The organism is Pseudomonas sp. MWU16-30316, assembly GCF_020515645.1.
GTDB lineage: Bacteria > Pseudomonadota > Gammaproteobacteria > Pseudomonadales > Pseudomonadaceae > Aquipseudomonas > Aquipseudomonas cerasi.
Genome location: NZ_JAIZAZ010000008.1, coordinates 123699 through 148716, shown reverse-complemented (window position 1 = coordinate 148716; position 25018 = coordinate 123699). Strand labels below are relative to the sequence as shown.

22 protein-coding genes and 1 pseudogene are annotated in these 25018 nt (G+C 60.3%); 10 read left to right on the top strand and 13 right to left on the bottom strand.

Annotated features, from left to right (window positions below):
• Positions 1-14: 14 nt before the first annotated feature.
• The 5 genes from LCH65_RS22445 to LCH65_RS22425 all read right to left on the bottom strand — a co-directional run bounded on the left by LCH65_RS22445 (position 15) and on the right by LCH65_RS22425 (position 5827).
• The gene (locus LCH65_RS22445) at positions 15-1265 is read right to left on the bottom strand and encodes a sarcosine oxidase subunit beta family protein (RefSeq protein ID WP_003411874.1); all 1251 of its coding nucleotides are present in this window, start codon (positions 1263-1265) and stop codon (positions 15-17) included.
• 17 nt (positions 1266-1282) lie between these two features.
• The gene (glyA, locus tag LCH65_RS22440; RefSeq protein ID WP_226439809.1) at positions 1283-2536 is read right to left on the bottom strand and encodes a serine hydroxymethyltransferase; all 1254 of its coding nucleotides are present in this window, start codon (positions 2534-2536) and stop codon (positions 1283-1285) included.
• Between the two features lie 255 nt (positions 2537-2791).
• The gene (gene choV / locus LCH65_RS22435) at positions 2792-3970 is read right to left on the bottom strand and encodes a choline ABC transporter ATP-binding protein (RefSeq protein ID WP_003372468.1); all 1179 of its coding nucleotides are present in this window, start codon (positions 3968-3970) and stop codon (positions 2792-2794) included.
• Entirely contained in the window at positions 3967-4815 is an 849-nt protein-coding gene (gene choW, locus LCH65_RS22430; RefSeq protein WP_170846044.1) for a choline ABC transporter permease subunit, read from the bottom strand. Before choW ends, choV begins: the two co-directional genes overlap by 4 nt.
• Before the next feature lie 64 nt (positions 4816-4879).
• Positions 4880-5827 (bottom strand): choline ABC transporter substrate-binding protein, encoded by a 948-nt coding sequence (locus LCH65_RS22425; RefSeq protein ID WP_003432571.1) that lies wholly within the window; start codon positions 5825-5827, stop codon positions 4880-4882.
• Between the two features lie 781 nt (positions 5828-6608).
• Here LCH65_RS22425 and LCH65_RS22420 point away from each other — a divergent pair.
• Positions 6609-7712 carry a GlxA family transcriptional regulator gene (locus LCH65_RS22420; protein WP_003432573.1) on the top strand — a complete coding sequence of 368 codons (1104 nt, stop codon included), beginning with the start codon at positions 6609-6611 and terminating at the stop codon, positions 7710-7712.
• Positions 7713-8045: 333 nt separating this feature from the next.
• Here the strand turns inward: LCH65_RS22420 and LCH65_RS22415 are convergent, their stop codons facing one another.
• Positions 8046-9671, bottom strand: a complete 1626-nt coding sequence (locus tag LCH65_RS22415; RefSeq protein WP_096128356.1) for a methyl-accepting chemotaxis protein — start codon at positions 9669-9671, stop codon at positions 8046-8048.
• 421 nt (positions 9672-10092) lie between these two features.
• On the opposite strand from LCH65_RS22415, the gene LCH65_RS22410 reads away from it, so the two are divergent.
• On the top strand, positions 10093-10326 hold the full coding sequence (locus LCH65_RS22410) for a hypothetical protein (RefSeq protein WP_003316169.1): 234 nt from the start codon (positions 10093-10095) through the stop codon (positions 10324-10326).
• Positions 10323-10625, top strand: coding sequence for a cell division protein ZapA (locus LCH65_RS22405; RefSeq protein ID WP_003316170.1), 303 nt, complete (start codon positions 10323-10325; stop codon positions 10623-10625). The genes LCH65_RS22410 and LCH65_RS22405 overlap by 4 nt, the downstream gene beginning before the upstream one ends.
• A 25-nt stretch (positions 10626-10650) precedes the next feature.
• Here LCH65_RS22405 and LCH65_RS22400 read toward each other — a convergent pair whose 3' ends face one another.
• Positions 10651-11364 carry a 3'-5' exonuclease gene (locus tag LCH65_RS22400; protein WP_003372461.1) on the bottom strand — a complete coding sequence of 238 codons (714 nt, stop codon included), beginning with the start codon at positions 11362-11364 and terminating at the stop codon, positions 10651-10653.
• Positions 11361-13295: a DUF294 nucleotidyltransferase-like domain-containing protein gene (locus LCH65_RS22395; RefSeq protein WP_003432578.1), complete on the bottom strand. Its 1935-nt coding sequence runs from the start codon at positions 13293-13295 to the stop codon at positions 11361-11363. Before LCH65_RS22395 ends, LCH65_RS22400 begins: the two co-directional genes overlap by 4 nt.
• A gap of 231 nt (positions 13296-13526) precedes the next feature.
• Here LCH65_RS22395 and LCH65_RS22390 point away from each other — a divergent pair, with 231 nt between their 5' ends.
• Positions 13527-13973, top strand: coding sequence for a response regulator (locus LCH65_RS22390; protein ID WP_003372457.1), 447 nt, complete (start codon positions 13527-13529; stop codon positions 13971-13973).
• A gap of 65 nt (positions 13974-14038) precedes the next feature.
• On the opposite strand, the gene LCH65_RS22385 is transcribed toward LCH65_RS22390, so the two are convergent.
• Entirely contained in the window at positions 14039-16216 is a 2178-nt protein-coding gene (locus LCH65_RS22385; protein WP_058416061.1) for a malate synthase G, read from the bottom strand.
• A 322-nt stretch (positions 16217-16538) separates the two neighbouring features.
• Here LCH65_RS22385 and LCH65_RS22380 point away from each other — a divergent pair, with 322 nt between their 5' ends.
• Positions 16539-17057, top strand: a complete 519-nt coding sequence (locus tag LCH65_RS22380) for an ACT domain-containing protein (RefSeq protein WP_003432583.1) — start codon at positions 16539-16541, stop codon at positions 17055-17057.
• Positions 17058-17076: 19 nt separating this feature from the next.
• Here LCH65_RS22380 and LCH65_RS22375 read toward each other — a convergent pair whose 3' ends face one another.
• The 4 genes and pseudogenes from LCH65_RS22375 to LCH65_RS22360 form a co-directional block, all read right to left on the bottom strand.
• Positions 17077-17379, bottom strand: a complete 303-nt coding sequence (locus LCH65_RS22375; protein ID WP_058416062.1) for an XRE family transcriptional regulator — start codon at positions 17377-17379, stop codon at positions 17077-17079.
• A pseudogene (locus LCH65_RS22370) lies at positions 17379-17731 on the bottom strand (type II toxin-antitoxin system RelE/ParE family toxin). Before LCH65_RS22370 ends, LCH65_RS22375 begins: the two are co-directional and overlap by 1 nt.
• 264 nt (positions 17732-17995) lie before the next feature.
• Positions 17996-18883: an EamA family transporter RarD gene (gene rarD, locus LCH65_RS22365; protein WP_226439808.1), complete on the bottom strand. Its 888-nt coding sequence runs from the start codon at positions 18881-18883 to the stop codon at positions 17996-17998.
• 265 nt (positions 18884-19148) lie between these two features.
• A complete protein-coding gene (locus tag LCH65_RS22360) occupies positions 19149-20123 on the bottom strand; it encodes a serine/threonine protein kinase (RefSeq protein WP_003432591.1) in 975 nt (324 codons plus the stop codon).
• Between the two features lie 194 nt (positions 20124-20317).
• Between LCH65_RS22360 and LCH65_RS22355 the strand changes: the two genes are divergently transcribed.
• The 5 genes from LCH65_RS22355 to LCH65_RS22335 are packed head-to-tail and all read left to right on the top strand — an operon-like array spanning position 20318 to position 25010.
• Positions 20318-21337 (top strand): substrate-binding domain-containing protein, encoded by a 1020-nt coding sequence (locus LCH65_RS22355; protein WP_044309134.1) that lies wholly within the window; start codon positions 20318-20320, stop codon positions 21335-21337.
• The gene (locus tag LCH65_RS22350) at positions 21321-22322 is read left to right on the top strand and encodes an ABC transporter substrate-binding protein (RefSeq protein WP_226439807.1); all 1002 of its coding nucleotides are present in this window, start codon (positions 21321-21323) and stop codon (positions 22320-22322) included. The genes LCH65_RS22355 and LCH65_RS22350 overlap by 17 nt, the downstream gene beginning before the upstream one ends.
• Positions 22322-23191, top strand: a complete 870-nt coding sequence (locus LCH65_RS22345) for an ABC transporter permease (protein WP_024661938.1) — start codon at positions 22322-22324, stop codon at positions 23189-23191. The genes LCH65_RS22350 and LCH65_RS22345 overlap by 1 nt, the downstream gene beginning before the upstream one ends.
• Positions 23188-23982 (top strand): ABC transporter permease subunit, encoded by a 795-nt coding sequence (locus tag LCH65_RS22340; protein ID WP_003432594.1) that lies wholly within the window; start codon positions 23188-23190, stop codon positions 23980-23982. The genes LCH65_RS22345 and LCH65_RS22340 overlap by 4 nt, the downstream gene beginning before the upstream one ends.
• Positions 23979-25010: an ABC transporter ATP-binding protein gene (locus tag LCH65_RS22335; RefSeq protein ID WP_226439806.1), complete on the top strand. Its 1032-nt coding sequence runs from the start codon at positions 23979-23981 to the stop codon at positions 25008-25010. The genes LCH65_RS22340 and LCH65_RS22335 overlap by 4 nt, the downstream gene beginning before the upstream one ends.
• The last annotated feature ends 8 nt before the right edge of the window (positions 25011-25018 follow it).

The window sequence follows — 25018 nt, the reverse complement described above, 5'->3', positions numbered from 1 at the left end:
GTCGGGTTCTCCTGTTAGTGGGCTACGGCTGCAGCGCCGTGTTCGTCGATGAGCGCGCCGTTGTGGAAACGGTCGATGGAGAACGGCTTGGCCAGCGGGTGCATCTCGCCCTTGGCCAGGCTGGCGGCAAATACGTTGCCCGAGCCCGGCGTAGCCTTGAAGCCGCCTGTGCCCCAGCCGCAGTTGAAGAACATGTTCGGCACCGGGGTCTTGGAAATGATCGGGCAGGCGTCCGGCGTGGTGTCGACGATGCCGCCCCATTGACGGTTCATGCGCACGCGGGACAGTACCGGGAACATCTCGACGATGGCCTGGATGGTGTGTTCGATCACCGGGTACGAGCCGCGCTGGCCGTAGCCGACCCAACTGTCGATGCCGGCACCGATCACCAGGTCGCCCTTGTCGGACTGGCTGATGTAGCCGTGTACCGCGTTGGACATGATGACGCTGTCGATAATCGGCTTGATCGGCTCGGAGACCAGTGCCTGCAACGGATGCGATTCGATGGGCAGACGGAAGCCTGCCAGCTTGGCCATGTGCCCGGAGTTGCCGGCGGTTACCACGCCGACCCGTTTGGCACCGATGAAACCCTTGTTGGTTTCCACTCCGATGCACACGCCGTTTTCCTTGCGAAAGCCGATGACTTCGGTCTGCTGAATCAGGTCAACGCCCAGCGCGTCGGCCGCACGGGCGAAGCCCCAGGCCACCGCATCGTGACGGGCGACGCCACCACGGCGCTGAACCGTTGCGCCAATGATCGGATAGCGGGTGTTTTTCGAGCAGTCCAGGTACGGGATTTCCTCGGCGACCTGCTGGCCGTTGAGCAATTCGCCGTCCACGCCGTTAAGCCGGTTGGCGCTGACGCGGCGCTCGGAGTCGCGCATGTCCTGCAGGGTGTGGCACAGGTTGTAGACGCCGCGCTGGGAGAACATGACGTTGTAGTTCAGGTCCTGGGACAGGCCTTCCCACAATTTCATCGCATGTTCATACAGGTGGGCAGACTCGTCCCACAGGTAATTGGAACGCACGATGGTCGTGTTGCGAGCCGTGTTGCCGCCGCCCAGCCAGCCTTTCTCGACCACGGCCACGTTGGTGATGCCGTGCTCCTTGGCCAGATAGTAGGCCGTCGCCAGACCGTGCCCGCCGCCGCCGACAATGACCACGTCGTAGACCTTTTTCGGGGTCGGCGTGCGCCACATGCGCTGCCAGTTTTCATGGTGGCTGAGGGAATGCTTGAGAAGGCCGAAGCCTGAGTAATGCTGCATGTGAGGCTACTCCTGACTCAGCGATAAACCGGAAAATCGGCGCACAGGGCGGCGACCTGGCTGGCAACGTCAGCCTCGACATCGGCATCACCGAGGTTGTCGAGGATGTCGCAGATCCAGCCTGCCAGCTCGGTGCACTGGGTCACCTTGAAGCCGCGCGTGGTCACGGCCGGTGTGCCGATGCGCAGGCCGGACGTCACGAACGGCGACTGCGGGTCGTTGGGCACCGAGTTCTTGTTGACGGTAATGTGCGCACGCCCCAGCGCCGCATCTGCGTCCTTGCCGGTCAGGCCCTGACGGATCAGGCTGACCAGAAACAGATGGTTGTCGGTGCCGCCGGAGACCACGTCGAAGCCCCGATCGATGAACACCTGCGCCATCGCTTGTGCGTTGTCGATGACCTGCTGTTGATAGGCCTTGAAGGCGGGCTCCATGGCTTCCTTGAAACATACCGCCTTGGCGGCAATGACGTGCATCAGCGGGCCGCCCTGGCCACCGGGGAAGACGGCGGAATTGAATTTCTTTTCCAGCTCCTCGTTGGCCCTGGCCAGGATCAGGCCGCCGCGTGGGCCGCGCAGGGTCTTGTGGGTCGTGGTGGTGACCACGTCTGCGTAGGGCAGCGGATTCGGATAAAGACCGGCGGCAACCAGACCGGCAACGTGCGCCATGTCGACGAACAGGTAGGCGCCCACCTTGTCGGCGATTGCGCGGAAGCGCGGGAAGTCCAGGGTCTTGGAGTAGGCCGAAAAGCCGGCAATGATCATTTTCGGCTGGCATTCGACGGCAATGCGCTCGACTTCGTCGTAATCGATCAGCCCGGTCGCGGTGTCGATGCCGTACTGCACGGCGTTATAGAGTTTGCCCGAGAAGCTGACCTTGGCGCCGTGGGTCAGGTGACCGCCGTGCGCCAGGCTCATGCCCAACACGGTATCGCCGGCCTGGAGCAGCGCCAGGTAGACCGCTGCGTTGGCCTGACTGCCGGAGTGCGGCTGAACGTTGGCGTAGTCGGCACCAAACAGTTGTTTGGCGCGTTCGATGGCCAGTTGCTCGACCTTGTCGACGTGCTCGCAACCGCCGTAGTAACGCTTGCCGGGATAGCCCTCTGCGTACTTGTTGGTCAGGCCGCTGCCCTGCGCCTGCATCACGCGTTTGCTGGTGTAGTTCTCCGAGGCGATCAGCTCGATATGGTCTTCCTGACGCTGCTCCTCGGCGTTCATCGCCGACAGCAGTGCATCGTCATAACCCTGAATCTGGTCTTGCTTGCTGAACATCGCGGATCTCCCAGCGGCGGCGCGGCGCCTGACTTGTCGTTCGGGCTGACAGAGCCCTCTGAGAGCGATGGTAGGGCCGGACCGAAGACGCCAAATGCCTATGGACGCCACACAAAGGTGCGTTTACGACATGGCGGCGGAGGGAGCAGAAATAGCGGAAGGGAGTTACCCGTGACAACGCTGCAGACGAAAAAAGCCCGCTCCCGGCTGGATGAGTCCAGCGCGGTTGAGCGGGCTTGTCGGTTTCAGGCCTTGTCAGCCGTGGTTTTTGCCCAGCAATGCGTGATACAGCTCGGTATCACCCAGAATGCCGACCACTTTATTGCCGTCCTGCAGGACCAGCTTGTTGCCGGTCTGGTAGCGGATCTGCAGCGCGTCGCGCATGCCAATGTTGGAATGCACAAGCGTAGGGCGTCGATCCAGGGTGGCGACGTCCTGACCGGGGGCCCAGTTCTGCAGATCGAGGGCCGTGGCACCTTGCCGCGCGCCTTTGATCACGTTGCCTTCGGCCAGATCGAGCCATGAGTCGCCGCTCGGGTCCAGGCACACCGAACCGTTGACGTGGGTGCACTCGTCGACGGTGCGCATCAGACTGCGACCGCACAGCACGTTCAATGGGTTGGTATGTGCAACGAAGGTGCGCACGTATTCGTCTGCCGGATTGAGCACAATCTGCTCTGGCACGCTGTATTGCACGAGGCGGCCGTCTTTCATGATGGCGATCCGGCTGCCGAGCTTCAGTGCTTCATCCAGATCGTGGCTGACGAACACAATGGTTTTGCTCAGCTTGGTTTGCAGGGCGAGCAGTTCGTCCTGCAACCCCTGGCGGATCAGCGGGTCGAGCGCCGAGAACGGCTCGTCCATCAGCAGGATGTCGGCATCCATCGCCAAGGCCCGCGCCAGGCCCACTCGCTGCTGCATGCCGCCGGACAGCTCGTCGGGCTTCTTGTTGCGCCACTGGGTCAGGCCCACCAGCTCGAGTTTTTCATCCACCAGCTTGCGCCGTTCCTTTTCGGGGCGACCCTGCATTTCGAGGCCAAAGCTGATGTTTTCGCGCACCGTGAGCCAGGGCATCAGGGCGAATTTCTGGAAGACCATGGCAATGCGCTTGGTGCGCATCATTTTCAGTTCGGCCGCGCTGCAGTTGGCGATGTTGATCTGTGAGCCTTCATGCTCGACGAACAGCGAGCCACGGCTGACGGTATTGAGACCGTTGATACAGCGCAACAGGCTGGATTTGCCGGAGCCCGACAGGCCCATCAGCACGCAGATTTCGCCCTTCTCGATATCCAGGCTGGCGTTCTCGACGCCGACGATCTGTCCGGTTTTCTTGAGGATCTGGTCACGCGTGAGGCCTTCGTCGAGCAGCTTGAGGGCTTCACGCGGGTCCTTGGAGAAGATGACGTCTACCTTGTCGAATTTGATGATACTCATGCGTCGGACCCTACCTTGGCTTCGGGTTGTTTGCAGATGCGGTCGAGCATGATGGCCAGCAATACGATTGCCAGACCGGCTTCGAAACCGAGCGCGATGTCGGCCGTGTTCAGCGCGTTGACCACTGGCTTGCCCAGGCCGTCGGCGCCGACCAGGGCCGCGATGACCACCATCGACAATGACAGCATGATGCATTGGGTAATCCCGGCTGCAATGCTGGGCATCGCGTAGGGCAGTTCAATGCGTGTCAGCAACTGGCGGCGTGACGAGCCGAAGGCCTTGCCGGCATCCAGCAACTCCTGAGGTACATCACGGATACCCAGGTAAGTCAGGCGAATCGGCGCGGCAATGGCGAAAACCACTGTCGAGATCAGACCGGGTACCACGCCCAGACCGAACAGCGTGAGTGTCGGAATCAGATAGACGAAGGTGGGCACGGTCTGCATCAGGTCGAGCAGCGGCCGGATGATGGTGTAGAACAGCGGCTTGTGCGCGGCAATGATGCCCAGCGGCACGCCGATGACGACACACACCAGTGTGGCGAAGAGCACCTGTGCCAGGGTTTCCATGGTCTCCTGCCAGTAATGCAGGTTGAGGATCAGCAGAAACGAAAGGATGACGAAAACCGTCAGGCCCCACTTGCGCTGGATGAAGTGCGCGAGGGCGGCGATAAGGCCGATCAGTACGAATGGATTGAACCAGGTCAGCGCGAAAGTGAACCCGTGGATCATCATTTCCAGTGTCGAGGCTATCGCGTCGAAGTAATCGGCGCCGTTGGCCGTCAACCAATCGACAAATGCGGCGATGTACTCGCCCAGAGGGATTTTATGGTCAGTCAGCATGATTTCGGGTGTCCGCTTGCGGAAGGTGAAGAGGGCAGCAGGCGGGTCAGCCCCGCCTGCTGTCGGCTTACTGGGTCAACTTGGCTTTGGCTGCCTCCAGGCCTGGCTTGCCATCGACGGTGGTCACGCCTGCGAGCCAGGTGTCGAGTACTTGCGGGTTTTTCTTGATCCACGCCTTGGCGGCGGCATCAGGCTTCATTTTGTCGTCCAGCACATTGCCCATCAGGCTGCTTTCCATGTCCAGCGTGAAGGACAGATTCTTGAGCAGCTGACCTACGTTGCTGCACTCCTGACTGTAGCCTTTGCGGGTGTTGGTGTAGATGGTCGCCTGGCCATAGTTGGGGCCGAAGAAGTCATCGCCGCCGGTCAGATATTTCATCTTGAAGCGAGTGTTCATCGGATGCGGTTCCCAGCCGAGGAACACCACATCGTTCTTGCGTTTCACGGCGCGGTCGACCTGCGAAAGCATTGCGGCTTCGCTGGATTCAACAACCTTGAAGCCTGCATCTTTCAGGCCGAAGGCGTTCTTGTCGATCATGCTCTGGATCAAGCGATTGCCGTCGTTGCCAGGCTCGATCCCGTAGATCTTGCCGCCCAGTTCCTTCTTGAATTTGGCGATGTCGGCGAAGTCATGCAGGCCTTTGTTATAGAGCGCTTCCGGGACAGCCAGGGTGTACTTGGCGTTCTCCAGATTGGCACGCACGGTTTCGACGGTCCCTGCTTCGCGATAGGGCTTGATGTCGTTTTCCATGGTCGGCATCCAGTTGCCGAGGAACACGTCCATGTTCTTCCCGTCAGCCAGCGACTTGTAGGTCACCGGTACGGAAATCATGGTGGTCTTGGTCTTGTAACCCAGTGACTCGAGTACGGCGCTGGTTACCGCAGTAGTGACGGTAATGTCAGTCCAGCCTACGTCGGAGAAGTTGACCGTATGACAGGCCTCTGGCTCGGCTGCCTGAGCGAGCACCGGCATACAGAGCGTGGCGGCCAACAGCAACGATTTGGAACCTTTCATGGGTGGACTCCTGTGAGTTTCTTCTGGTCATCAGCAGGTGAACGCTGACGCGGCTTATGGGTTGGCGAGGCTTTTCGCGAAGCTCCATCACTGCGCCGGGCGATCGAGTCGGAACCGATCATGTAACAGGGAAAATCAAACGCCTACAGGGGGCGTCGTATCCAGTGCAGGAGGCGTCGTATCCAGTGCGCGCAAGGTCGCTTACAGATTCGTTGCATCGTACGCACGCCCGGTTGCAGTGTCGGAACTGCGAAAAAACGGCCAGTACGTTACACAGTCGCTGCGCAGTTCGGCAGCGGTCGGTTGGCAGGTCGGTGCCTGCGCGAACGCGGTCTTTTGGAGGGGGGTAACGCCGACAAGTTCATTATCGGGTCAGATCCGGCAGTGGTCATGCCCGGTCGCATGCCATTTTTGGCGGCTGCGCGCTTTTCGATCACGCGCCCTGCAGGCCGCCACTTTTTAGCGCGAACGCCTGCCCTCGGCAGGGTTTTATCGGGATGTGCCTTGAGTAGCACTTGGCGTGCGAAGGCCCCTTGGTCGTTTCCGCCAAGTGCTACCGAACTGCTCATCGAACTGCGCCTGCGGCGGCCTTGGCGTCGCTGACAGGTACGTGGGTCGCAGCCGGTTAGACGCTTCGCGACGTCGTTTTCAGGTGTTCTTGAATGAGCGATCAATTTCCGGCATGGGATTTGCGATGTCATCACCAGGCCCTGCAATGACGAGGGCTACAAGAAGAGCCTGTTCTGGGGCCAACCATTGCCATATGAGAGGAGATAGTGTGATGACATCGTTCAATCAAGGGACTCAACCCCAGAACCGCGCGCCACAGTCCATCGGCTTTCTGCTGCTGGATAACTTCACCCTGATCTCCCTCGCATCGGCGGTAGAACCCCTTCGCATGGCCAATCAGTTGTCGGGCCGCGAGCTGTATCGCTGGACCACGCTGAGTGTCGACGGCGGACAGGTCTGGGCCAGCGATGGTCTGCAGATCACGCCGGATGCGGCAATGCACAAGGCTCCTTTGCTCGACACGGTTATCGTCTGCGGCGGTGTCGGTATTCAACGCTCCGTCACGCGTGAACACGTCAGTTGGCTACAGAGCCAGGCACGTCAGTCGCGTCGTCTGGGCGCGGTGTGCACCGGCAGTTGGGCGCTGGCGTGCGCAGGCCTGCTGGATGGTTTCGAGTGCAGCGTGCATTGGGAATGTCTGGCTTCGATGCAGGAAGCCTTTCCACGGGTGTCGATGAGCACCCGGCTGTTCACGCTGGACCGCAACCGTTTCACCAGCTCGGGTGGCACCGCACCACTGGACATGATGCTGCACCTGATCAGTCGTGATCATGGGCGCGAGTTGTCGGCAGCCATTTCCGAGATGTTCGTCTACGAGCGCATTCGCAACGAACAGGACCATCAGCGCGTGCCGCTCAAGCACATGCTCGGTACCAATCAGCCGAAGCTGCAGGAAATCGTGGCGCTGATGGAAGCCAATCTCGAGGAGCCGATCGATCTTGACGAACTGGCTGTGTATGTCGCCGTTTCACGCAGGCAGCTGGAGCGGTTGTTCCAGAAATACCTGCATTGTTCGCCTTCGCGCTACTACCTGAAACTGCGCTTGATTCGCGCCCGGCAACTGCTCAAGCAGACCCCGATGTCGATCATCGAAGTGGCGTCGGTGTGCGGCTTCGTGTCGACGCCGCACTTCTCCAAATGCTACCGCGAATACTTCGGCATCCCGCCGCGTGACGAGCGCGTAGGGTCCAACACCGCACAGCAGGTTGCCATGATGCCAATCCCGCAGGCCTTGGTGCTCGCCCCGTTGTCCGGGCCGATGTCGGCCTTGAGTCAGGCGCGTAATGAGTCGACGTTTGCGAGTGTGAGGCTTTAACCGCCCTGATTCGCAAGAGGACGCAGAGCGTCCAGAAAGGCATGCGACGCAGAGCGCCGCACGATAGTCGAGAGCATCGTTCCGCACGCTCCAGCGTGGGAATGCGGTTCCCGACGCTCTGCGCCGCACGATAGTCGAGAGCATCGTTCCTCACGCTCCAGCGTGGGAATGCACTTCTCGACGCTCTGCGTCGCACGATAGTCGAGAGCATCGTTCCTCACGCTCCAGCGTGGGAATGCAGTTCTCGACGCTCTGCGTCGCAAGAGGACGCGAGCGTCCAGAAAGGCATGCCAACACGGAGCATTGGCACGAGAGTCAGGTACCTGCCTGCAATCAAAGCGCGAAGCGCGCCACCATGCCGTTGAGGTCGATTGCCAGGCGTGACAGCTCGGTGCTGGCTGCGCTGGTCTGGTTGGCGCCGTTGGTGGATTGTGCCGAGAGATCGCGGATGTTGACCAGGTTGCGGTCCACTTCGCGGGCGACCTGTGCCTGTTCTTCGGCGGCGCTGGCGATGACCATGTTGCGTTCGTTGATTTCCTCCACGGCGCTGTTGATGGTGTTCAATGCCTGGCCCGCGCCCTTGGCGATGTTCAGGGTCGATTCGGCGCGTTCGGTGCTGTTGCGCATCGAGCTGACGGCCTGTTCCGTGCCGGTCTGAATGCTGCTGATCATGCGTTCGATTTCGCTGGTCGATTGCTGGGTGCGATGGGCCAGGGCACGGACTTCGTCGGCGACGACGGCAAAGCCACGTCCTGCTTCACCGGCGCGCGCGGCTTCGATGGCGGCGTTCAATGCCAGCAGGTTGGTCTGGTCGGCCAGGCCGCGAATCACGTCGAGCACTTTGCCGATATCGCGCGATTCATTGGCCAGGCTGATGATCAGCTCGGCAGTGCCTTGCACGTCGCCACTCATGCGTTCGATGGCGATGACGGTTTCCTGAACCAGGTCGCGGCCATCGCCCGCAGAGGTGGCCGCGCTGCGCGAGGCCTGCGAGGTGCTGGTGGCGTTGCGTGCAACTTCTTCCACGGCACTGGTCATCTGGTTGACCGCAGTGGCTGCCTGTTCTATTTCATCATTTTGCTGCACCAGCCCGCGTGCGCTTTCGTCAGTGACAGCATTCAGCTCTTCGGCTGCCGAGGCCAGTTGCGTGGCCGAGCCGGAAATACCCTGCAAGGTATCGCGCAGCTTGTCCTGCATGGTTTTCATGGCCAGCAGCAGACGACCGGCTTCATCGGTGCCATCGATACTGATCGGCCGGGTCAGATTGCCTTGCGCGATGGTCTCTGCTGCAAGCAGTGCGGTGGCAATCGGTGTGGTAATGCTCTTGATCAGCATCCAGGCAAACACGAGGGTCAGCAGGGTGGCAGCGATCAGCAGTCCGATCACCATATTGAATGCCGAGTCGTACTCGCTGGAGGCCTGTTCCTTGACCTCATTCAACTGTGCCGTATTGATCTCCACCAGTTTGCGCAGCACAACGTTCATCTGGTCGGAGTTGCTGACCATTTCGTTGTTGAGCAACTCCTGCAATTGGTCGATGTTGTTCGCACGGCTCAGCGTCTTCAGACGATCCTCAAGCTGGCGATACTGCCCCAGCAACTGCACGTACTGGCTATAGAGGTTGCGCTCTTCGGGCGCGCTGATCAGCTTTTCGTAAACGGTCTGAGCGTCAGTGATCTGCTTGTTGCGCATCGCCATCAGTTCGATGGTTTTCTGCTGGGTTTCCGGATCGCGATTGACCAGCAATCGATAGGACAATACCCGCAGACGAATACTGACTTCAGCGAAGCGATCGAGGCTCTTGATGCTGGGCACGTTGCTGTCGGCCAGCACCTCGGTGGCGCCGCGGATCTTGCTCATCTGTGACAGTGCAAAGACGCCCAGAATCAGCATGAGGGTGCCGATCATGGCAAATCCAAGAAACGCTCGGGGCGCGATGTTCATATTTCGCAGGGACATAGAAAGCTTCCAGGGTCATTTACGCGTTCCATGCGATTTAGAGACGGGGATAAAGCCGTGAGTGGGGTGCCTATCGGACGTGCGACTGAAGTCTTGAGTTAATAGGCACGTATCGCCTGTGACTTAATCGTGACGAATTCTTCATTTCTCTCGCGGATCGGGCGCAACCCCTTGAAAAGACGGGGCGGGGGCTTTTTCTACGATGGCAGTCTGCCCATTGGCTGCGCGCATTTGTCGCAGTTTCAGGCAGTCTGACGAACAGCAGGAACCGGATACCGAATACGCAGTCACAAGCCCCCTACGCGTCTACGTTATCGACATGTCGATGTCATGACAGAGCGGTATCGAAGCCTGAGCGCTGGTATGCGCAGCGACTTTTCTTTATCGTACGCGCCCGTTGAAATTTGCTCGAGAAATCAAAATGTTGGAAGCCTCCCTTAGCCAATTGGAACAACTTGTCGGCGATCTGGTGCAGCAGAACCAGGCCCTTCAGGAAACAAATGCACAGCTCGGTGCCGAGCTGGCAAAAGCCAAGGACGAGAACGAGAACTTGCAACTGAGTCTGATGGAGCAGGAAGAGAAGCATGGCAGCACTGCCGCGCGCATCCAGGCACTGGTTGATCGCGCGACCAGCGCAAGTGCTGTCGGCGCATGAACGTCGATGGCAGCGGTGTAACCGTCCTCACTATTCTGGGCAATGAGTACTCGGTCAAGGCGCCGGCTGGCGAAGACCTGACCCTCATGAAGGCCGCCGCGATGCTTAATGCGTCGCTGGCCGACACCAAGCGCAAATACCCGACGTTGATCGGTGACCGTCTGCTGGTCCTTGCTGCGCTGAACCTTTGTTCGCAGCAGATCGAGCTTGAGCAATTGCACAAGGTCGAGCTCAAGCGCTACCGGGAGCAGGTCGAAGCGACGGTGGATGTGATCGCCAAGACCATCGCCCCGAACTGAATGTGAGGCGCTGACGCAGCCGCACTCAGAACGAATGCGACTGTCTGCGTCTGCGCCATTGCCCGAGTGCTTCCTCAAGCCGCAAGGGGCTGTCGATCTGCTGGCGACGGGCATGGCTGAACAGGATCAGCGCCAGTTCTGCGGTGACCAGCGCATCGGCGCTGGCGTGGTGACGCTCTTCGGCGTGCAGACCAAAGAAACGGGTCCAGTCATCCAGCCCGGCATGACGCAGGTTGGCGTGCTCGCAGAGCATCGGAGCTATTTCGGCAGCGTCGAAAAACGGATGCTGCAAGCGATAGCCCAGGCTTTCCTTCAAGGCACGCGACAGCATGTGCTGATCGAATGGCGCGTGAAAGCCGAGGATCGGGCTGTCACCGACGAACTCCATGAAGTCCAGCAAAGCCTCGACCGGCTCACTGCCCGCGGCAATCGCACTGGGCGCCAGCCCATGAATCAGAACGGCGGGGCTGATCTTGTGGTCGACGCGCAACAGCGTGCGCTCGAACTGCTGGCCCAGATCGATGGCGCCGTCTTCAATCACCACCGCACCCATGGACAGCACCTGATCACGGTTCATGTTCAGGCCGCTGGTTTCCAGATCCAGCACGACCCAGCGCTGTTCACGCAGCGGTGTGCCGCTGAGGTTCGCGCACACCGGCAGTCGTTCGAGGCGCTCCAGTTGATGTGCATGCAAAGGCGTTTTTTTCGGCCGTGGCTTGAGCCATTCGAACAGATTCATAGTTGATAACGCAGGGTCAGGCTGGTTTGCAATCGCTGCGCCTGGCGAAACGATTCGCGCAGAATGCGCCGGTCCAGATGGTTGAGTGTGTCGGGGTCGATGCGGTTGGAATAAGCCAGATTCTGGCGACTCTGCAGCTGATGTTGCTGCATGCGGGTCTGCTGAATGAAGTGATAGGCCTCCTCATACGCAGCACCGTCGAGCGGGTCGATGACTTCGCGCTCGACCAGTTGGCGCAGGCGTTCCTGCGTGTTGCTCACGCCGATACCGTTGGCCAGTGCCAGCAGGCGCGCCCCGTCGACGAAGGGCGTCAGGCCTTCGACCTTGAGGTCCAGGGTGTCCTTTTCACTGCCTTTGCGCGCCAGCACGAAATCCTTGAAACGACCCACCGGCGGACGCTGGCGCAGCGCATTCTCGGCCATCATGCGCTGGAACAGCCGGTTGTCTGCGACCTGATCAAGAATGCCGCGGCGCAGTTGCTCGCCGCCGCTTTCATCACCCCAGACCACGCGCAGATCGAAATAGATACTCGAGGCCAGCAGGTTCTCCGGCGTCGCCTCGCGAATAAATGTCGAGAAACGCTGTGACCATTCAAGTTGCGACAGACACAGGTCGGGATTGCCGGCCATGATGTTGCCCTTGCACAGGGTAAATCCACATTGCGCCAGGCTCTGGTTGATGCGTTCGGCAATTGGCAGCAGTACTTTGCGAATCTGCTCTGCCTCTGCGGCATCGCGCGCTTCGAACAAAATGGCGTTGTCCTGATCGGTATGCAGCGTCTGCTCGCGACGGCCTTCGCTGCCAAAACACAGCCAGCTGAACGCAATGCCAGGGTCGCCTCTCTCTGCAAGCGTCAGCTCGATCACCCGGCATACGGTGTGATCGTTGAGCAGGGTGATGATCTGGGTTATCTGCGTCGAAGACGCGCCGTGGGCAAGCATGCGATCGACCAGCTGGACGATATCGCCGCGCAAGCCGGTGAGCGCTTCGATGCGTGGCGCGTTGCGAATGGTCCGCGCCAGGTGCACCAGGTCGACCCGTTGCAGGGAAAACAGATCCCGCTCCGACACCACGCCGCACAACCGCCCGTCCCGGACCAGGCACACGTGGGCGATATGGCGTCCGGTCATGGCGATGGCGGCGTCGAACGCACTGGCGTCCGGGCTCAGGTGGAACGGTGACAGACTCATGGTGTGCCTGACCGGCGCGCTGAAGTCGGCATTCACATCGGCAACCGCCTCACGCAGGTCGCGCAGGGTAAAGATACCCAGCGGCGCCTGCCGCTCGTCGACAATCACGATGCTGCCTACCTGCTGCTCATGCATCAGCTTCACGGCGTCGCGCATGGGCGTTTCCGGGCTGCACATCACCGGATGGCGCATGGCAAGTTCACCCAGCCGGGTGTTCAGAGAGTATTGCGTGCCGAGGGTTTCGACGGCGCGCTGCTGGACCTGCTGATTGACTTGATCCAGCAGGCTGCTGACGCCGCGCAGGGCAAAGTCGCGAAAGGTTGTGGAGAGCGCGAACAGCTTGATGAACGCTTGCTTGTTCAATTGCAGGCAGAAGGTGTCCTCGGCAGCCAGATGCTCGGTGCGGGTGGCACGCTCGCCGAGCAGGGCGGCGAGCGGAAAACACTCACCCGTGGTTATTTCAAATGTCGTTTCCGTACCGCCTTTGGCAGAATGCGGACGCTCGCCGACTATCCGACCCTGTTTGACGATGTAAAAGTGCTCCACCGGTCCGTCGCCAGGCTTGATGATGCTTTCACCGGCAGCGTAGAAGCGCAGCTGGCACTGCTCGACCAGATAGGCCAGGTGAGCGTTTTCCATCTGATTGAACGGCGGGAATTTTTGCAGAAACTGCATGGTGCCGTGTATGTTCTGCAGCACGGCTGTCTTGCCTGCCTGGGTGAAAGCATCTGCCTTGCTCATGGCCTGTTCCGCGTTCTTGTTATTGGTGCTCATGGTCGGCCGCTTGCAGCCAGGTGCCCATTGGACGTAAGTCTTACCTTGAACCCAGTGACACAGTCGTGCTGGTTGCGACATAACTGATTTGACGAGCGCAACGGATTGCGAGCGGAGACCGGCCGGGATGCCGACGAAATGCATCGCAGATTGACCCGTATCTGCTGTCGGATTAGTTCAGGGAATGATGAGACTGCAATGATTGACCACGATATTCTGAGCGACGATGAGCGCGATGCCCTCCATGAGGTCATGCTCACGCCCGCCCGCGACGCCCCGCAACGGGTCCTGATCGTCGATGACGACAGCGACGCGCGAGAGCTGCTGGCCGAAATTCTAAGCCTCAATGACATCAGTTGCATGACTGCGCCCGGTGGCGATACTGCGCTGCAGATGATCCACACGCGTCAGTCTATCGGACTGCTGATCACCGACTTGCGGATGGCTCCTTTTGACGGGCTGGATCTGATTCGCAAGGTTCGTGAGTCGGATCGGGCCGAGCTGCCGATCATCATCGTGTCCGGCGACGCCAACGTGCGCGATGCCATCGATGCCATGCACCTGAACGTGGTGGACTTCCTTCTCAAACCGCTCAATACCAAGCAATTGGTGAAGCTGGTCAAGCGGGAATTGGGGATAAGTTGAGGCAGTGAGCCCTTGCAGGTTCTGGCCCGGCAAGGACCAGAACCTGCAATTGCCCGGGCGGCGAGTTACAGGCCGTTGATGGCCTTGAACTCCCTGCGGCGACGGTGCAATACCGGCTCGGTGTAGCCGTTGGGCTGCCGGGTGCCTTCGATGACCAGCTCGACCGCCGCCTGGAAGGCGATGTTGTTGTCGAAGTCGGGTGCCAGAGGGCGATACAGCGGGTCGTTGGCGTTCTGGCGATCCACCACCGGTGCCATGCGCTTGAGGCTTTCCAGGACCTGAGCTTCGCTGACAACGCCGTGACGCAGCCAGTTGGCCATGTGCTGGCTGGAGATGCGCAGCGTGGCGCGGTCTTCCATCAGGCCGATGTCGTTGATGTCCGGCACTTTCGAACACCCCACTCCCTGATCGATCCAGCGCACGACATAGCCAAGAATGCCCTGCGCATTGTTGTCCAGTTCGTTCTGGATTTCTTCCGGCGTCCAGTCAGTATTCGGTGCCAGCGGAATGGTCAGAATGTCATCCACCGAGGCTTGCTCGCGCTGCGCCAGTTCGGCCTGACGGGCGAACACGTCGACCTTGTGATAGTGCAGGGCGTGCAGCGCGGCTGCCGTAGGTGAGGGAACCCAGGCGGTGTTCGCACCCGCCAGTGGATGAGCGATTTTCTGCTCCAGCATGGCGGCCATCAGGTCCGGCATGGCCCACATGCCTTTGCCGATCTGTGCGCGACCTTGCAGGCCGCATTTCAGGCCGATGTCGACGTTGGAGTTCTCGTAGGCAGCGATCCACTTCTCGGCTTTCATCTGCGCCTTGCGCACCACCGGGCCTGCTTCCATGGAGGTATGGATTTCGTCACCGGTGCGGTCGAGGAAGCCGGTGTTGATGAACACCACGCGCTCGCTGGCGGCCTCAATGCAGGCCTTGAGGTTGACCGTGGTACGGCGCTCCTCGTCCATGATCCCGACCTTCAAGGTGTTACGCGGCAAGCCCAGTACCTGCTCGATGCGCCCGAACAGTTCGTTGGTGAATGCAGCTTCCTCCGGGCCGTGCATCTTCGGTTTGACGATGTACATCGAGCCGCTGCGGCTGTTGCTGCGCGAGGTGTTGCCGTTTAGGTTATGGATGGCTGCAAGGCTGGTCAGCAGGCCATCGAGAATGCCTTCCGGCACTTCGTTGCCATGCTTGTCGAGTATCGCATCGATGGTCATCAGGTGACCCACGTTGCGAATGAATAACAGCGAGCGACCATGCAGCGTGACTTCGCCGCCCTCTGGCGTGGTGTAGACGCGGTCCGGGTTCATGGTGCGGGTAAAGGTTTCACCGCCCTTGGACACCGATTCGGCCAGATCACCCTTCATCAGGCCCAGCCAGTTGCGGTAGACAACCACTTTGTCGTCGGCATCGACGGCGGCAATGGAGTCTTCGCAGTCCATGATGGTGGTCAGCGCCGCTTCCATGAGGATGTCTTTCACGCCTGCCGGATCGGTCTGCCCGACCGGGCTGGCGGCGTCGATCTGCAGTTCGAAGTGCAGGCCGTTGTGCTTGAGCAGCAAGGCAAACGGTGCCAGGGCATCGCCTTGAAAACCGACCAGTTGGGCGTCATCGTGCAGGCCGGTATTGCTGCCACCCTTGAGACTGACGACCAGCTTGCCGTCGATCAGTTTGTAAGCCGTCGAGTCTGCATGTGAACCTGCTGCCAGAGGCGCAGCCTGATCGAGAAAGGCACGAGCGAACGCGATCACCTTGTCGCCACGCACCTTGTTGTAGCCTTTACCCTTTTCCGCGCCGCCTGCTTCGCTGATGGCGTCGGTGCCATAGAGCGCGTCATACAGCGAACCCCAGCGGGCGTTCGACGCATTCAGCGCAAACCGGGCGTTCATCACCGGCACGACCAGCTGCGGGCCGGCCATGGTGGCGATTTCTTCATCGACGTTTTGCGTGGTGATCTGGAAGTCCGCTGCTTCTGGCAGCAGGTAACCGATCTCCTGAAGGAAGGCTTTGTAGGCCGAGGCGTCGTGAGCCTGCCCGGCATGCGACTGGTGCCAGGCGTCGATTTTCGCCTGTAACTCATCACGTTTGGCGAGCAGTGCCTTGTTCTTTGGCGCAAGGTCGTGGATCAGTTGGTCCGCACCGGCCCAGAACGCAGTGGCGTCGACGCCGGTTCCGGGGGTGGCTTCGTTCTGCACGAAGTCGAACAGGACTCTGGCGACTTGCAGGTCACCGACTTGAACGTACTCAGTCATTGCACTTGCCTCACTCTGCTCAGCAGGGTCGAGCACACTCGGGGAGCGCTCTGTTATTGATTTTGGTGTCATGTAGTGCGCAATTCGGGATACTACATGAGCCGTCATCGCGTGAAAACGTCGCTGAATATGTCACTAAACGACTGGATATTCATATTGGGTCACGGTGATATTCACCGTGTTCCCAGAAACGCTCAGGATTGTTCCATAAAGCGTGGCAAACGGTACACGATTTACCGCGAGCGAGCTGCCCTTCGGGCATGCCTATACTCGTAAGACCGACGCTGTCTCCAAATCATCTGTGCAGAAAGAGGAATTGACCGTGGATCATCTCGTCGTAACGCTGGTTGCTCCCGACAAACCGGGTCAGGTCGAACGCATCGCACGCTGCATCGCCGAGCATGGCGGCAACTGGCTGGAAAGTCGCATGTCGCGCATGGCCGGACAATTTGCCGGGATCCTCAAGGTAGGCGTCGAGGCAGAAAACTATGATGACCTGATCAAGGCCCTGAATGGTTTGTCAGCCCATGGCATCCGCATGTTGCTGGCCGAGAGCGTGGTCGAGACCACCGATACGACTCGAATGATCAGCATGGAACTGGTCGGCAACGACCGCCCCGGCATCGTACGCGACATCACCCGTTTGCTGGCCGGGCAGGGCGTCAATGTCGAACACCTGATTACCAACGTGTCCCCCGCGCCCATGAGCAGCGAACTGCTGTTCCACGCCGACGCGGTGTTGGGCGTCCCTCAGGACCTTTCACTGGATGACCTGCAGACGGCGCTCGAGACTCTGGCGGATGATTTGATGGTGGAGTTGGTGCTGGGGGCCAAGGAGTAAGTCCGATCACTGTTTTTATTCAGCTGCGGACTGCTTCTCGCTCCGGTACCAGTCTGACTTCTACACGTTGCCCCAGCGCTCTTGCTGCGCTGGCCAGCGTCGCAAGAGTCATTCCCGGATCGTTTTGATCCAGGGCCCTGTCCACTGCCGTCCGGCTTGTGTGCATGCGCTCGGCAAGGGCCTTCTTGGTCACCTTTTGCTTTTTCATGACTTCGGCGATCTGCCAAGAGATGACTCGCTTCAGAGCTGCGGCAGAAACCTCCTCGGCAAAACCTTGCTCGGCAAGGAAATCATCGAAGTCGGAGCCAATGTGCTCGTTCATTACCTTTTCCTCTTCAGTGCTGCCTTGCGCTGTCTGGCAGTTTCCAGATCGGACGCGGGAGTTTTTTCACTTTTTTGATGAAGCCATGAAGCAAAACCATTGTGCGGGCTTCGACGGTAAACAGTACTCGTGCAATCTTTTCCTTCAAATCAATTCTGACTTCCCAAAGGTCTGGCTCCATTTTACGGACCACAGGCATACCTATTGGCCATCCGAACTGGACCGTCTTGATGTCAGTGCCGACTGCCTTACGATCATCGCGTGGCAGATCGATCAGCCATTCACGTACAGGTTCATTGCCTGTTTCGGTCCGGAAAAACTTGACGGTCAAAGTGGGTGGGAGATTACTCATATTTGGAGTGTACCAAAAAGTGTGCATAATTCAATGCTTGGAAAGGTATCCAGGTTATCCAAGTTAATCGTGCTCCTGCCTGTGGATAACCTGGGGGAATCGCGTTGCGCGCCACGTCGGCCGTGGCTTGGCGGCGATTGATCAAAAATCCAGCAGTTTCAAGGGCTTGTGCACAGATAAGGTGAGTCTGCCTGTGGATAACCCTTGGAGAACCCTTTGCAGGCCACGTTTTGCGTGGCCTGCAAGATGTTGTCTGTTTTTTGATCAGTGACGGCCGCGGGATTTCAGCCAGATATCCACACTGTAGATCGCCAGCCCCGTCCAGATGAAAGCGAAGGTGATGATGGTGCTGGTGGTCAGGTGTTCGCCATACAGCAGCACAGCCAGTAGCAGGACCAGTGTGGGCGCGATGTATTGCAGGAAGCCCAGGGTGGTGAACGGCAAATGGCGGGCGGCGGCGTTGAAGCACACCAGCGGTACCAGCGTCACCGGGCCTGCGGCGGCCAGCCAGATGGCTTGCGTGGTGGTCCAGAATTCCGGCTGGGCGCTCACGGCCGTCGGGTTGAGCGTCAGCCAGATCAGTGCCAGCGGCACGAGCATCCAGGTTTCGACCACCAGGCCGGGCAGGGCAGCGACCGGGGCTTGTTTACGGATCAGCCCATAGAACGCGAAGGTCAGTGGCAGCGCCAGCGACACCCACGGCAGGCTGCCGACGTGCCAGACCTGCTGTGCGACACCCATCGCGGCGAAAGCGACCGCCAGCATTTGCAGGCGTCTGAGGCGCTCGCCCAGCAGCAACATGCCGAGCAGCACGTTGACCAGCGGGTTGATGTAATACCCGAGGCTGGCCTCCAGCATGCGCCCGTTGTTCACTGCCCAGACGTAGATGATCCAGTTGCTGGCGATCAGCGTGCCGCTCAGCGCCAGCACGGCCAGCCGTTGCGGATTGTCGCGCAGGTCGCGCCACCAGCCGGGATGCTTCCAGAACATCAGCACAATCGAGCCGAAGAGCGCCGACCAGAGCGCGCGATGGATGATGATTTCGATGGCCGGAACCGCGGCAATGGCTTTGAAGTAGATGGGGAACAGGCCCCAGATGGTGTAAGCACTCAGGCCCAGAATGTATCCACGGCGTGGATTGGCAGCTTGCATGGAGCGTCCCTTAAATGCAGAAAATTCCGGTTTTATTGTGGGGTGATGCGGTTGATGGTTTTGATTGTACTGACGCTGGAGCGCTCGATGTTATACACAGGTTCGACTCATTCACGACATCTGTGCCGCGCCGCTTGCTCAGGATCGGACGCAGCGCGCCGCACGATAGTTGAGATTATCGTTCCTCACGCTCCAGCGTGGGAATGCCTTGGGTGACGCTCCGCGTCACAGATTTGCGCCGCACGATAACCTGGGGCTCATCAGGTCAAAACAGTTTCAACGGCTCTTCATTCAGTGCGGCCATCTGCTCGCGCAGGGCCAGGATATGGTCGCCCCAATAGCGCTCCGTGCCGAACCACGGAAAGCTGTGCGGAAACGCCGGGTCATCCCAGCGCCGGGCCAGCCAGGCGCTGTAGTGCATCAGGCGCAAGGCACGCAGCGGTTCGATCAGGGCCAGCTCGCGTGGATCAAAATCATGAAATTCGTTGTAGCCGTCCATCAGCTCCGACAGCTGACCCAGACGTTCCTGGCGGTCGCCGGCCAGCATCATCCAGATATCCTGGACGGCAGGGCCGAGGCGGCAATCGTCCAGATCGACGATGTGGAACATCTCGTCACGGCACATCATGTTGCCGGGGTGGCAGTCGCCATGCATGCGGATGTTGGTGTGCGGTGTGGCCGCGTAAACGTCTTCGACACGCTTGAGCAGGTCGCGGGCCACCGACTCGTAAGCCGGCAGGAGGCTGCGCGGGATGCAGTCGTTTTGCAGCAGATAGTTGACCGAATCATGGCCGAAGTTCTTCACGCCCAGGGCTTCACGGTGCGCGAACGGTTTGGTCGAGCCGACGGCATGCAGACGCCCCAGTAACTGGCCCAGGCGATACAACTGATCAAGATTGCCTGGCTCCGGTGCTCGTCCACCGCGACGCGGGAACAGCGTGAAACGGAAACCGGCGTGCTCGAACAGGGTTGCGCCGTTGTGCACCATGGGCGCGACCACGGGCACTTCGACCTCGACCAGTTCAGCGGTGAAGCTGTGCTCTTCAAGGATGGCTTCGGTAGTCCAGCGCTGTGGGCGATAGAACTTGGCGATCAGCGGTTGGCCGTCTTCGATACCGACCTGATAGACGCGGTTTTCGTAACTGTTGAGCGCCAGGATGCGGGCATCGCTGAGAAAACCGATGCTTTCGACAGCATCCAGGACCAGATCGGGAGTAAGTGTTGCAAACGGGTGAGCCATGACTACTCCTGCGCGCAGCAGGTTGCCGCGTCGGACCGCTGATGGTAACGCAGACCGGTCCCGCTTCGCCAAACCCCATCCGTTTAATCTGCCTTCGGGCTCTTTTGTCATCAAAAAGTCATGAGTCGTTAGCGAGATAGCCATGTTCGACGCCTAGAGTCGCCGTCAATGAGATCGATCTCAAGTGAGCGACAATGACTGATCTGAAAGAGGTAGCGCATCTGGCCGGGGTTTCCCGGGCTACTGCGGCACGTGCCTTCGCAAGCCCCGACGTCGTGCGCTCGGAAACCCGCGAGCGGGTATTCGCTGCGGCCCGCGCCTTGGGTTTTCGCCCCAATCGGCTGGGCCGCCAGTTGCGTCTGCAAACCACCAACCTGATTGGCGTGGTGGTGCCCAACCTGCTCAACCCGGTGTTTGCCGAACAGTTTCAGGCCATGGAGCGGGCGGCGCGGGCGCGGGGTTATAACCTGCTGCTGGCAACCACCGACTACACCGCAGAGCGTGAAAGCGCCGTAGTTGAGGAGTTGTTGCGTCAGCGGGTCGACGGGCTGGTGCTGACGGTGACCGACGCCGAGCACAACCGGGTACTGCAAAGCCTGATCAATGAAGACACTCCGTTCGTGCTGGCCTATCACCAGACCGGTAACCCGGATTACAGCGCGGTGTCTGTGGATAACCGGGCGGGCATGGCGCTGGCCACTCGTTACCTGATCGATGCAGGCCATCAGCGAGTCGCCATGGTCGCAGGCCCGGCCATGCAGTCCGACCGCGCCCGACTGCGTTATGAAGGCTATCGCGACGCCATGGCCGAGTGTGGGCTTGAAGCGCGACCAGTGATTGAAATGCCTGCTCATACAAGCGCCGATTTCGCTGCACTGGAACCCCTGTTACGTGGCCCGGACGCGCCCAGCGCGCTGGTCTGTTCCAACGATTTGCTGGCCATCAGCCTGATTGCCGAATTACGCCGCAACGGCTGGGGCGTTCCCGAGCGCCTGTCGGTGATCGGCTTCGACGGCATCGCCCTCGGCACGCAGATGCACCCGACCTTGTGCAGCGTGGTTCAGCCCATCGCCGAGCTGGCGCACATTGTCATCGACCAATTACTGGCACGGATTGCTGGCGCAGTACCTGTTTCTCATTGTCTGCCGTGCCACATCCGGCCCGGCGAAAGCACCCAGCCCTACCAGGAGATGCTTCATGCTCAGCCTCAGTAAAACCCTCGCGGCACTGCTGTTATGTGGTGCGGCCAGCCTCGCCCAGGCCGCCGAAACCGCCATCTGCTACAACTGCCCGCCCGAATGGGCCGACTGGGGAACACAGCTCAAGGCGATTGCCGACAGCACCGGTGTCCAGGTGCCGCTGGACAACAAGAACTCCGGCCAGGCGCTGGCGCAGATCGTTGCCGAGCAGGCCGCACCGGTCGCTGACATGGTCTATTACGGCGTGACCTTTGGCCTGCAGGCGCAGAAGGCCGGCGTGGTCGATGCCTACAAACCCAAACACTGGGACGAGATTCCGGCAGGCTTGAAAGACCCTGAAGGGCACTGGTTCGCGATTCACTCCGGGACCCTCGGCATCATGGTCAACGTGGACGCACTGGGCGGTCTGCCGGTGCCGCAAAGCTGGGCGGATCTGCTCAAGCCCGAGTACAAGGGCATGGTCGGCTACCTCGACCCGTCCAGCGCGTTCGTCGGTTACGTGTCCGCCGTGGCGATCAACCAGGCCATGGGCGGCACGCTGGACAACTTCGGTCCGGCCATCGACTACTTCCAGAAACTGGCGAAAAACTTGCCCATCGTGCCCAAGCAAACCGCCTATGCACGCGTGCTGTCCGGCGAGCTGCCGATTCTGGTCGACTATGACTTCAACGCCTATCGCGCTCGCTACAAGGACAAGGCCAACGTTGCCTTCGTGATTCCCAAGGAAGGCACCATCGGCGTTCCCTATGTGATGAGCATGGTCGCCAAGGCGCCGCATCGTGCCAACGCCGAGAAGGTGCTGGATTTCGTGCTGTCCGATGAAGGTCAGGCGCTGTGGGCCAAGGCCTATCTGCGCCCGGTACGCTCGAAGATGCCTGCCGATGTTGCTGCGCAGTTCTTGCCGGACAGCGATTACGCCCGTGCCGGTGTGGTGGATTACCAGCACATGGCCGCCGTGCAGGAAGCCTTCGCCGCCCGTTATCTGCGTGAGGTGAAGTAATGTCGGCCTCGCCGGAACAAGCGCTGGCTCTGCGCAAGGGCGGATCTTTCAGGCTGCGGCTGCGCCCGACCGCTGCGGTGGCGCTGGCTCCGGCGATGGCCGTATTGCTGGCATTCTGGCTGCTGCCGCTGACCCACCTGATCATGCTCGGCACGCAAGGGTCCGATGGCAATGGCAGCGGTTACTGGCAGGTCCTGAGCAGTCCTCAGTACCTGGGCAGTCTGGCGCAAACCTGCCTGCTGGCGCTGGTGGTGACGCTCGCGGCGTTACTGGTCGGCGGCATCAGCGGTGTGTTTCTGGCCCGCAACCACTTCTTCGGACGCTCTGCGCTGGTGGCTTTGCTGACCTTCCCTCTGGCGTTTCCCGGTGTGGTGGTCGGCTTTCTGGTGATTCTGCTGGCCGGTCGCCAAGGTATCTTCGCCGCGCTCGGGTTGCACCTGGCGGGCGAGCGCTGGGTGTTCGCCTATTCGCTGACCGGACTGTTCATCGGCTACCTGTATTTCTCGATTCCGCGAGTGATTCTGACGGTCATGGCGGCCTGCGAAAGTCTTGATCGCAGCCTTGAAGAAGCCGCGCATTCGCTGGGCGCGGGTCATTGGCGCGTGGTGTGCGATGTGATCGTTCCGGGGCTGGCACCCGCGCTGGTGTCCTGCGGCGCGATCTGCTTCGCCACGTCGATGGGCGCATTCGGCACGGCCTTTACCCTGGGCACGCGTCTGAACGTCACGCCGGTAGCGATCTACAACGTGTTCACCAATTACGCCAACTTCACGGTGGCCGCAGCGCTGTCGGTAATCCTCGGGCTGGTGACGTGGGCAGTGTTGTTGCTGGCCCGGCGCATGGTCGGTAAATCGGGAGTTCCCTTGTGAAACGTTCTCCGTTGTTTGCAGTACAACTGGCGTTCACGCTGTTGGTCTGCGCGTTCATGCTGGTCCCGGTGGTGCTGTCGTTACTGGCCGGCCTGACGCGCAACTATTTTCTGGGCCTGTCGAGCGGTCTGACCTTCGACTGGCTGGTGCAGGTCTGGCAGGCCTATTCACCGACCGTCTGGCTGTCGTTGCAACTGGCCGTGGCGTGCGCAATCTGCGTGTGTCTGGTGGGCGTCCCGGCAGCGTATGCGCTGGTGCGCATGAACAATCGCTTCAGCCGGGCCTTCGAGGAATTGATGGTCTTGCCCGTCGCCATGCCCGGTCTGGCCAGCGCCCTCGCGTTACTGCTGACCTACGGCCAGTTCGGCGGCTTTCGCAGCAGCTGGTTGTTCATTCTGGTCGGCCACGTGTTGTTCACCCTGCCGTTCCTGGTGCGCCCGGTCATGGCGGTGATGCAGCGTCAGCAACTGCCGGTGCTCGAAGAGGCGGCCGCCAGTCTGGGCGCCGGGCCGATCAAGCGTTTCTTCAGTGTGGTGGTGCCTAACTGCCGGGCCGGGATTCTTGCCGGTGTGCTGATGGTCGTGACCCTGTCGCTGGGCGAATTCAACCTGACCTGGATGCTGCACACGCCGATGACCAAAACCCTGCCGGTCGGTCTGGCCGACAGTTACGCCTCGGCCCGACTGGAAGTCGCCAGTGCCTACACCCTTCTTTTTCTGTTGCTGATTGTGCCGCTGCTGATTGCGTTGCAGGCCATCAGCGCGCGTCTTGCCCGTGGAGAGAGCCGATGAGCGGAACCACCATTCGCCTGAAAGGCTGCCGCAAGGCATTTGCCGACGGCACCGTTGCTGTAAAGGATCTGCACCTGACCATCGAGCCCGGCGAAACGCTGGCGATTCTCGGTCCGTCCGGTTGCGGCAAGACCACCACCTTGCGGCTGATTGCCGGGCTTGAACGTCCGGACGTCGGGCAGGTGTTGTTCGATGATCAGGACGTGACACGTCTGCCCATCGAGCGGCGCGACGTGGGCATGGTGTTTCAGAACTACGCGTTGTTTCCCAACCTCGATGTGGCCGGCAATATCGTTTACGGCCTGAAGATTCGTGGTCTGTCGGCTGCCGAGCGCAACAAGCGTTGCGATGAGTTGCTGGAACTGGTCGGTTTGACCGGCCACGGCAAGCGCCGCGTCAACGAGCTGTCTGGCGGGCAGCGCCAACGGGTCGCGCTGGCCCGGGCGCTGGCGCCGCGCCCCCGGGTGCTGTTGCTGGACGAGCCGCTGGCGGCACTGGATGCACAGTTGCGTGAGCGCTTGCGCAGTGAGCTGGATCAGTTGCTGCGTGGGCTGGGCATCACCTCGGTGTTCGTCACTCACGATCAGGGCGAGGCGATGGCCCTGGGCGACCGGATTCTGGTCATGGAAAAAGGCTGCGTCTCGCAATTGGCGACGCCGAGGGACATCTATCAACAGCCTGCCAATGCATTCGTCGCCGGGTTTGTCGGCAATCTGAATGCGTTCAGCGTGGTCGAGCGCACCCCGTCAGGCCTCAAGGTGAGCGGGGGCGAGCTGCCGTGGCACCGTGCTGACGTACCGGGCACGGTCTACTGCCGCCCCGAGCACCTGCGTTTGATGTCAGGAAACGGCCATATTCATGGGCGTCTGGTCGGGCAGTTTTTTCAGGGCGCGCAAAGTCGCTTGCTGGTCGATGTCGGTGGCCCGCAGCCGCTGCTGGTAGACAGTACCGACAACGTGATTTATGCCGCAAACGCAGTCATTGCCTTGAGCGTCGACCCGCAAGTGCTGTTTACCCTGCATTCGTGAACTCGTTT

Bases quoted from the DNA above. Each gene is read 5' to 3' on its own strand.
- glyA (WP_226439809.1), bottom strand. From the start codon at position 2,536: ATGTTCAGCAAGCAAGACCAGATTCAGGGTTATGACGATGCACTGCTG.
- LCH65_RS22385 (WP_058416061.1), bottom strand. From the start codon at position 16,216: ATGACTGAGTACGTTCAAGTCGGTGACCTGCAAGTCGCCAGAGTCCTG.
- LCH65_RS22445 (WP_003411874.1), bottom strand. From the start codon at position 1,265: ATGCAGCATTACTCAGGCTTCGGCCTTCTCAAGCATTCCCTCAGCCAC.
- choV (WP_003372468.1), bottom strand. From the start codon at position 3,970: ATGAGTATCATCAAATTCGACAAGGTAGACGTCATCTTCTCCAAGGAC.
- LCH65_RS22400 (WP_003372461.1), bottom strand. From the start codon at position 11,364: ATGAATCTGTTCGAATGGCTCAAGCCACGGCCGAAAAAAACGCCTTTG.
- LCH65_RS22410 (WP_003316169.1), top strand. From the start codon at position 10,093: ATGTTGGAAGCCTCCCTTAGCCAATTGGAACAACTTGTCGGCGATCTG.
- LCH65_RS22395 (WP_003432578.1), bottom strand. From the start codon at position 13,295: ATGAGCAAGGCAGATGCTTTCACCCAGGCAGGCAAGACAGCCGTGCTG.
- LCH65_RS22350 (WP_226439807.1), top strand. From the start codon at position 21,321: ATGCTCAGCCTCAGTAAAACCCTCGCGGCACTGCTGTTATGTGGTGCG.
- LCH65_RS22375 (WP_058416062.1), bottom strand. From the start codon at position 17,379: ATGAACGAGCACATTGGCTCCGACTTCGATGATTTCCTTGCCGAGCAA.
- LCH65_RS22335 (WP_226439806.1), top strand. From the start codon at position 23,979: ATGAGCGGAACCACCATTCGCCTGAAAGGCTGCCGCAAGGCATTTGCC.
- LCH65_RS22360 (WP_003432591.1), bottom strand. From the start codon at position 20,123: ATGGCTCACCCGTTTGCAACACTTACTCCCGATCTGGTCCTGGATGCT.
- LCH65_RS22405 (WP_003316170.1), top strand. From the start codon at position 10,323: ATGAACGTCGATGGCAGCGGTGTAACCGTCCTCACTATTCTGGGCAAT.
- rarD (WP_226439808.1), bottom strand. From the start codon at position 18,883: ATGCAAGCTGCCAATCCACGCCGTGGATACATTCTGGGCCTGAGTGCT.
- LCH65_RS22355 (WP_044309134.1), top strand. From the start codon at position 20,318: ATGACTGATCTGAAAGAGGTAGCGCATCTGGCCGGGGTTTCCCGGGCT.
- LCH65_RS22345 (WP_024661938.1), top strand. From the start codon at position 22,322: ATGTCGGCCTCGCCGGAACAAGCGCTGGCTCTGCGCAAGGGCGGATCT.
- LCH65_RS22420 (WP_003432573.1), top strand. From the start codon at position 6,609: ATGACATCGTTCAATCAAGGGACTCAACCCCAGAACCGCGCGCCACAG.
- LCH65_RS22425 (WP_003432571.1), bottom strand. From the start codon at position 5,827: ATGAAAGGTTCCAAATCGTTGCTGTTGGCCGCCACGCTCTGTATGCCG.
- LCH65_RS22390 (WP_003372457.1), top strand. From the start codon at position 13,527: ATGATTGACCACGATATTCTGAGCGACGATGAGCGCGATGCCCTCCAT.
- LCH65_RS22415 (WP_096128356.1), bottom strand. From the start codon at position 9,671: ATGTCCCTGCGAAATATGAACATCGCGCCCCGAGCGTTTCTTGGATTT.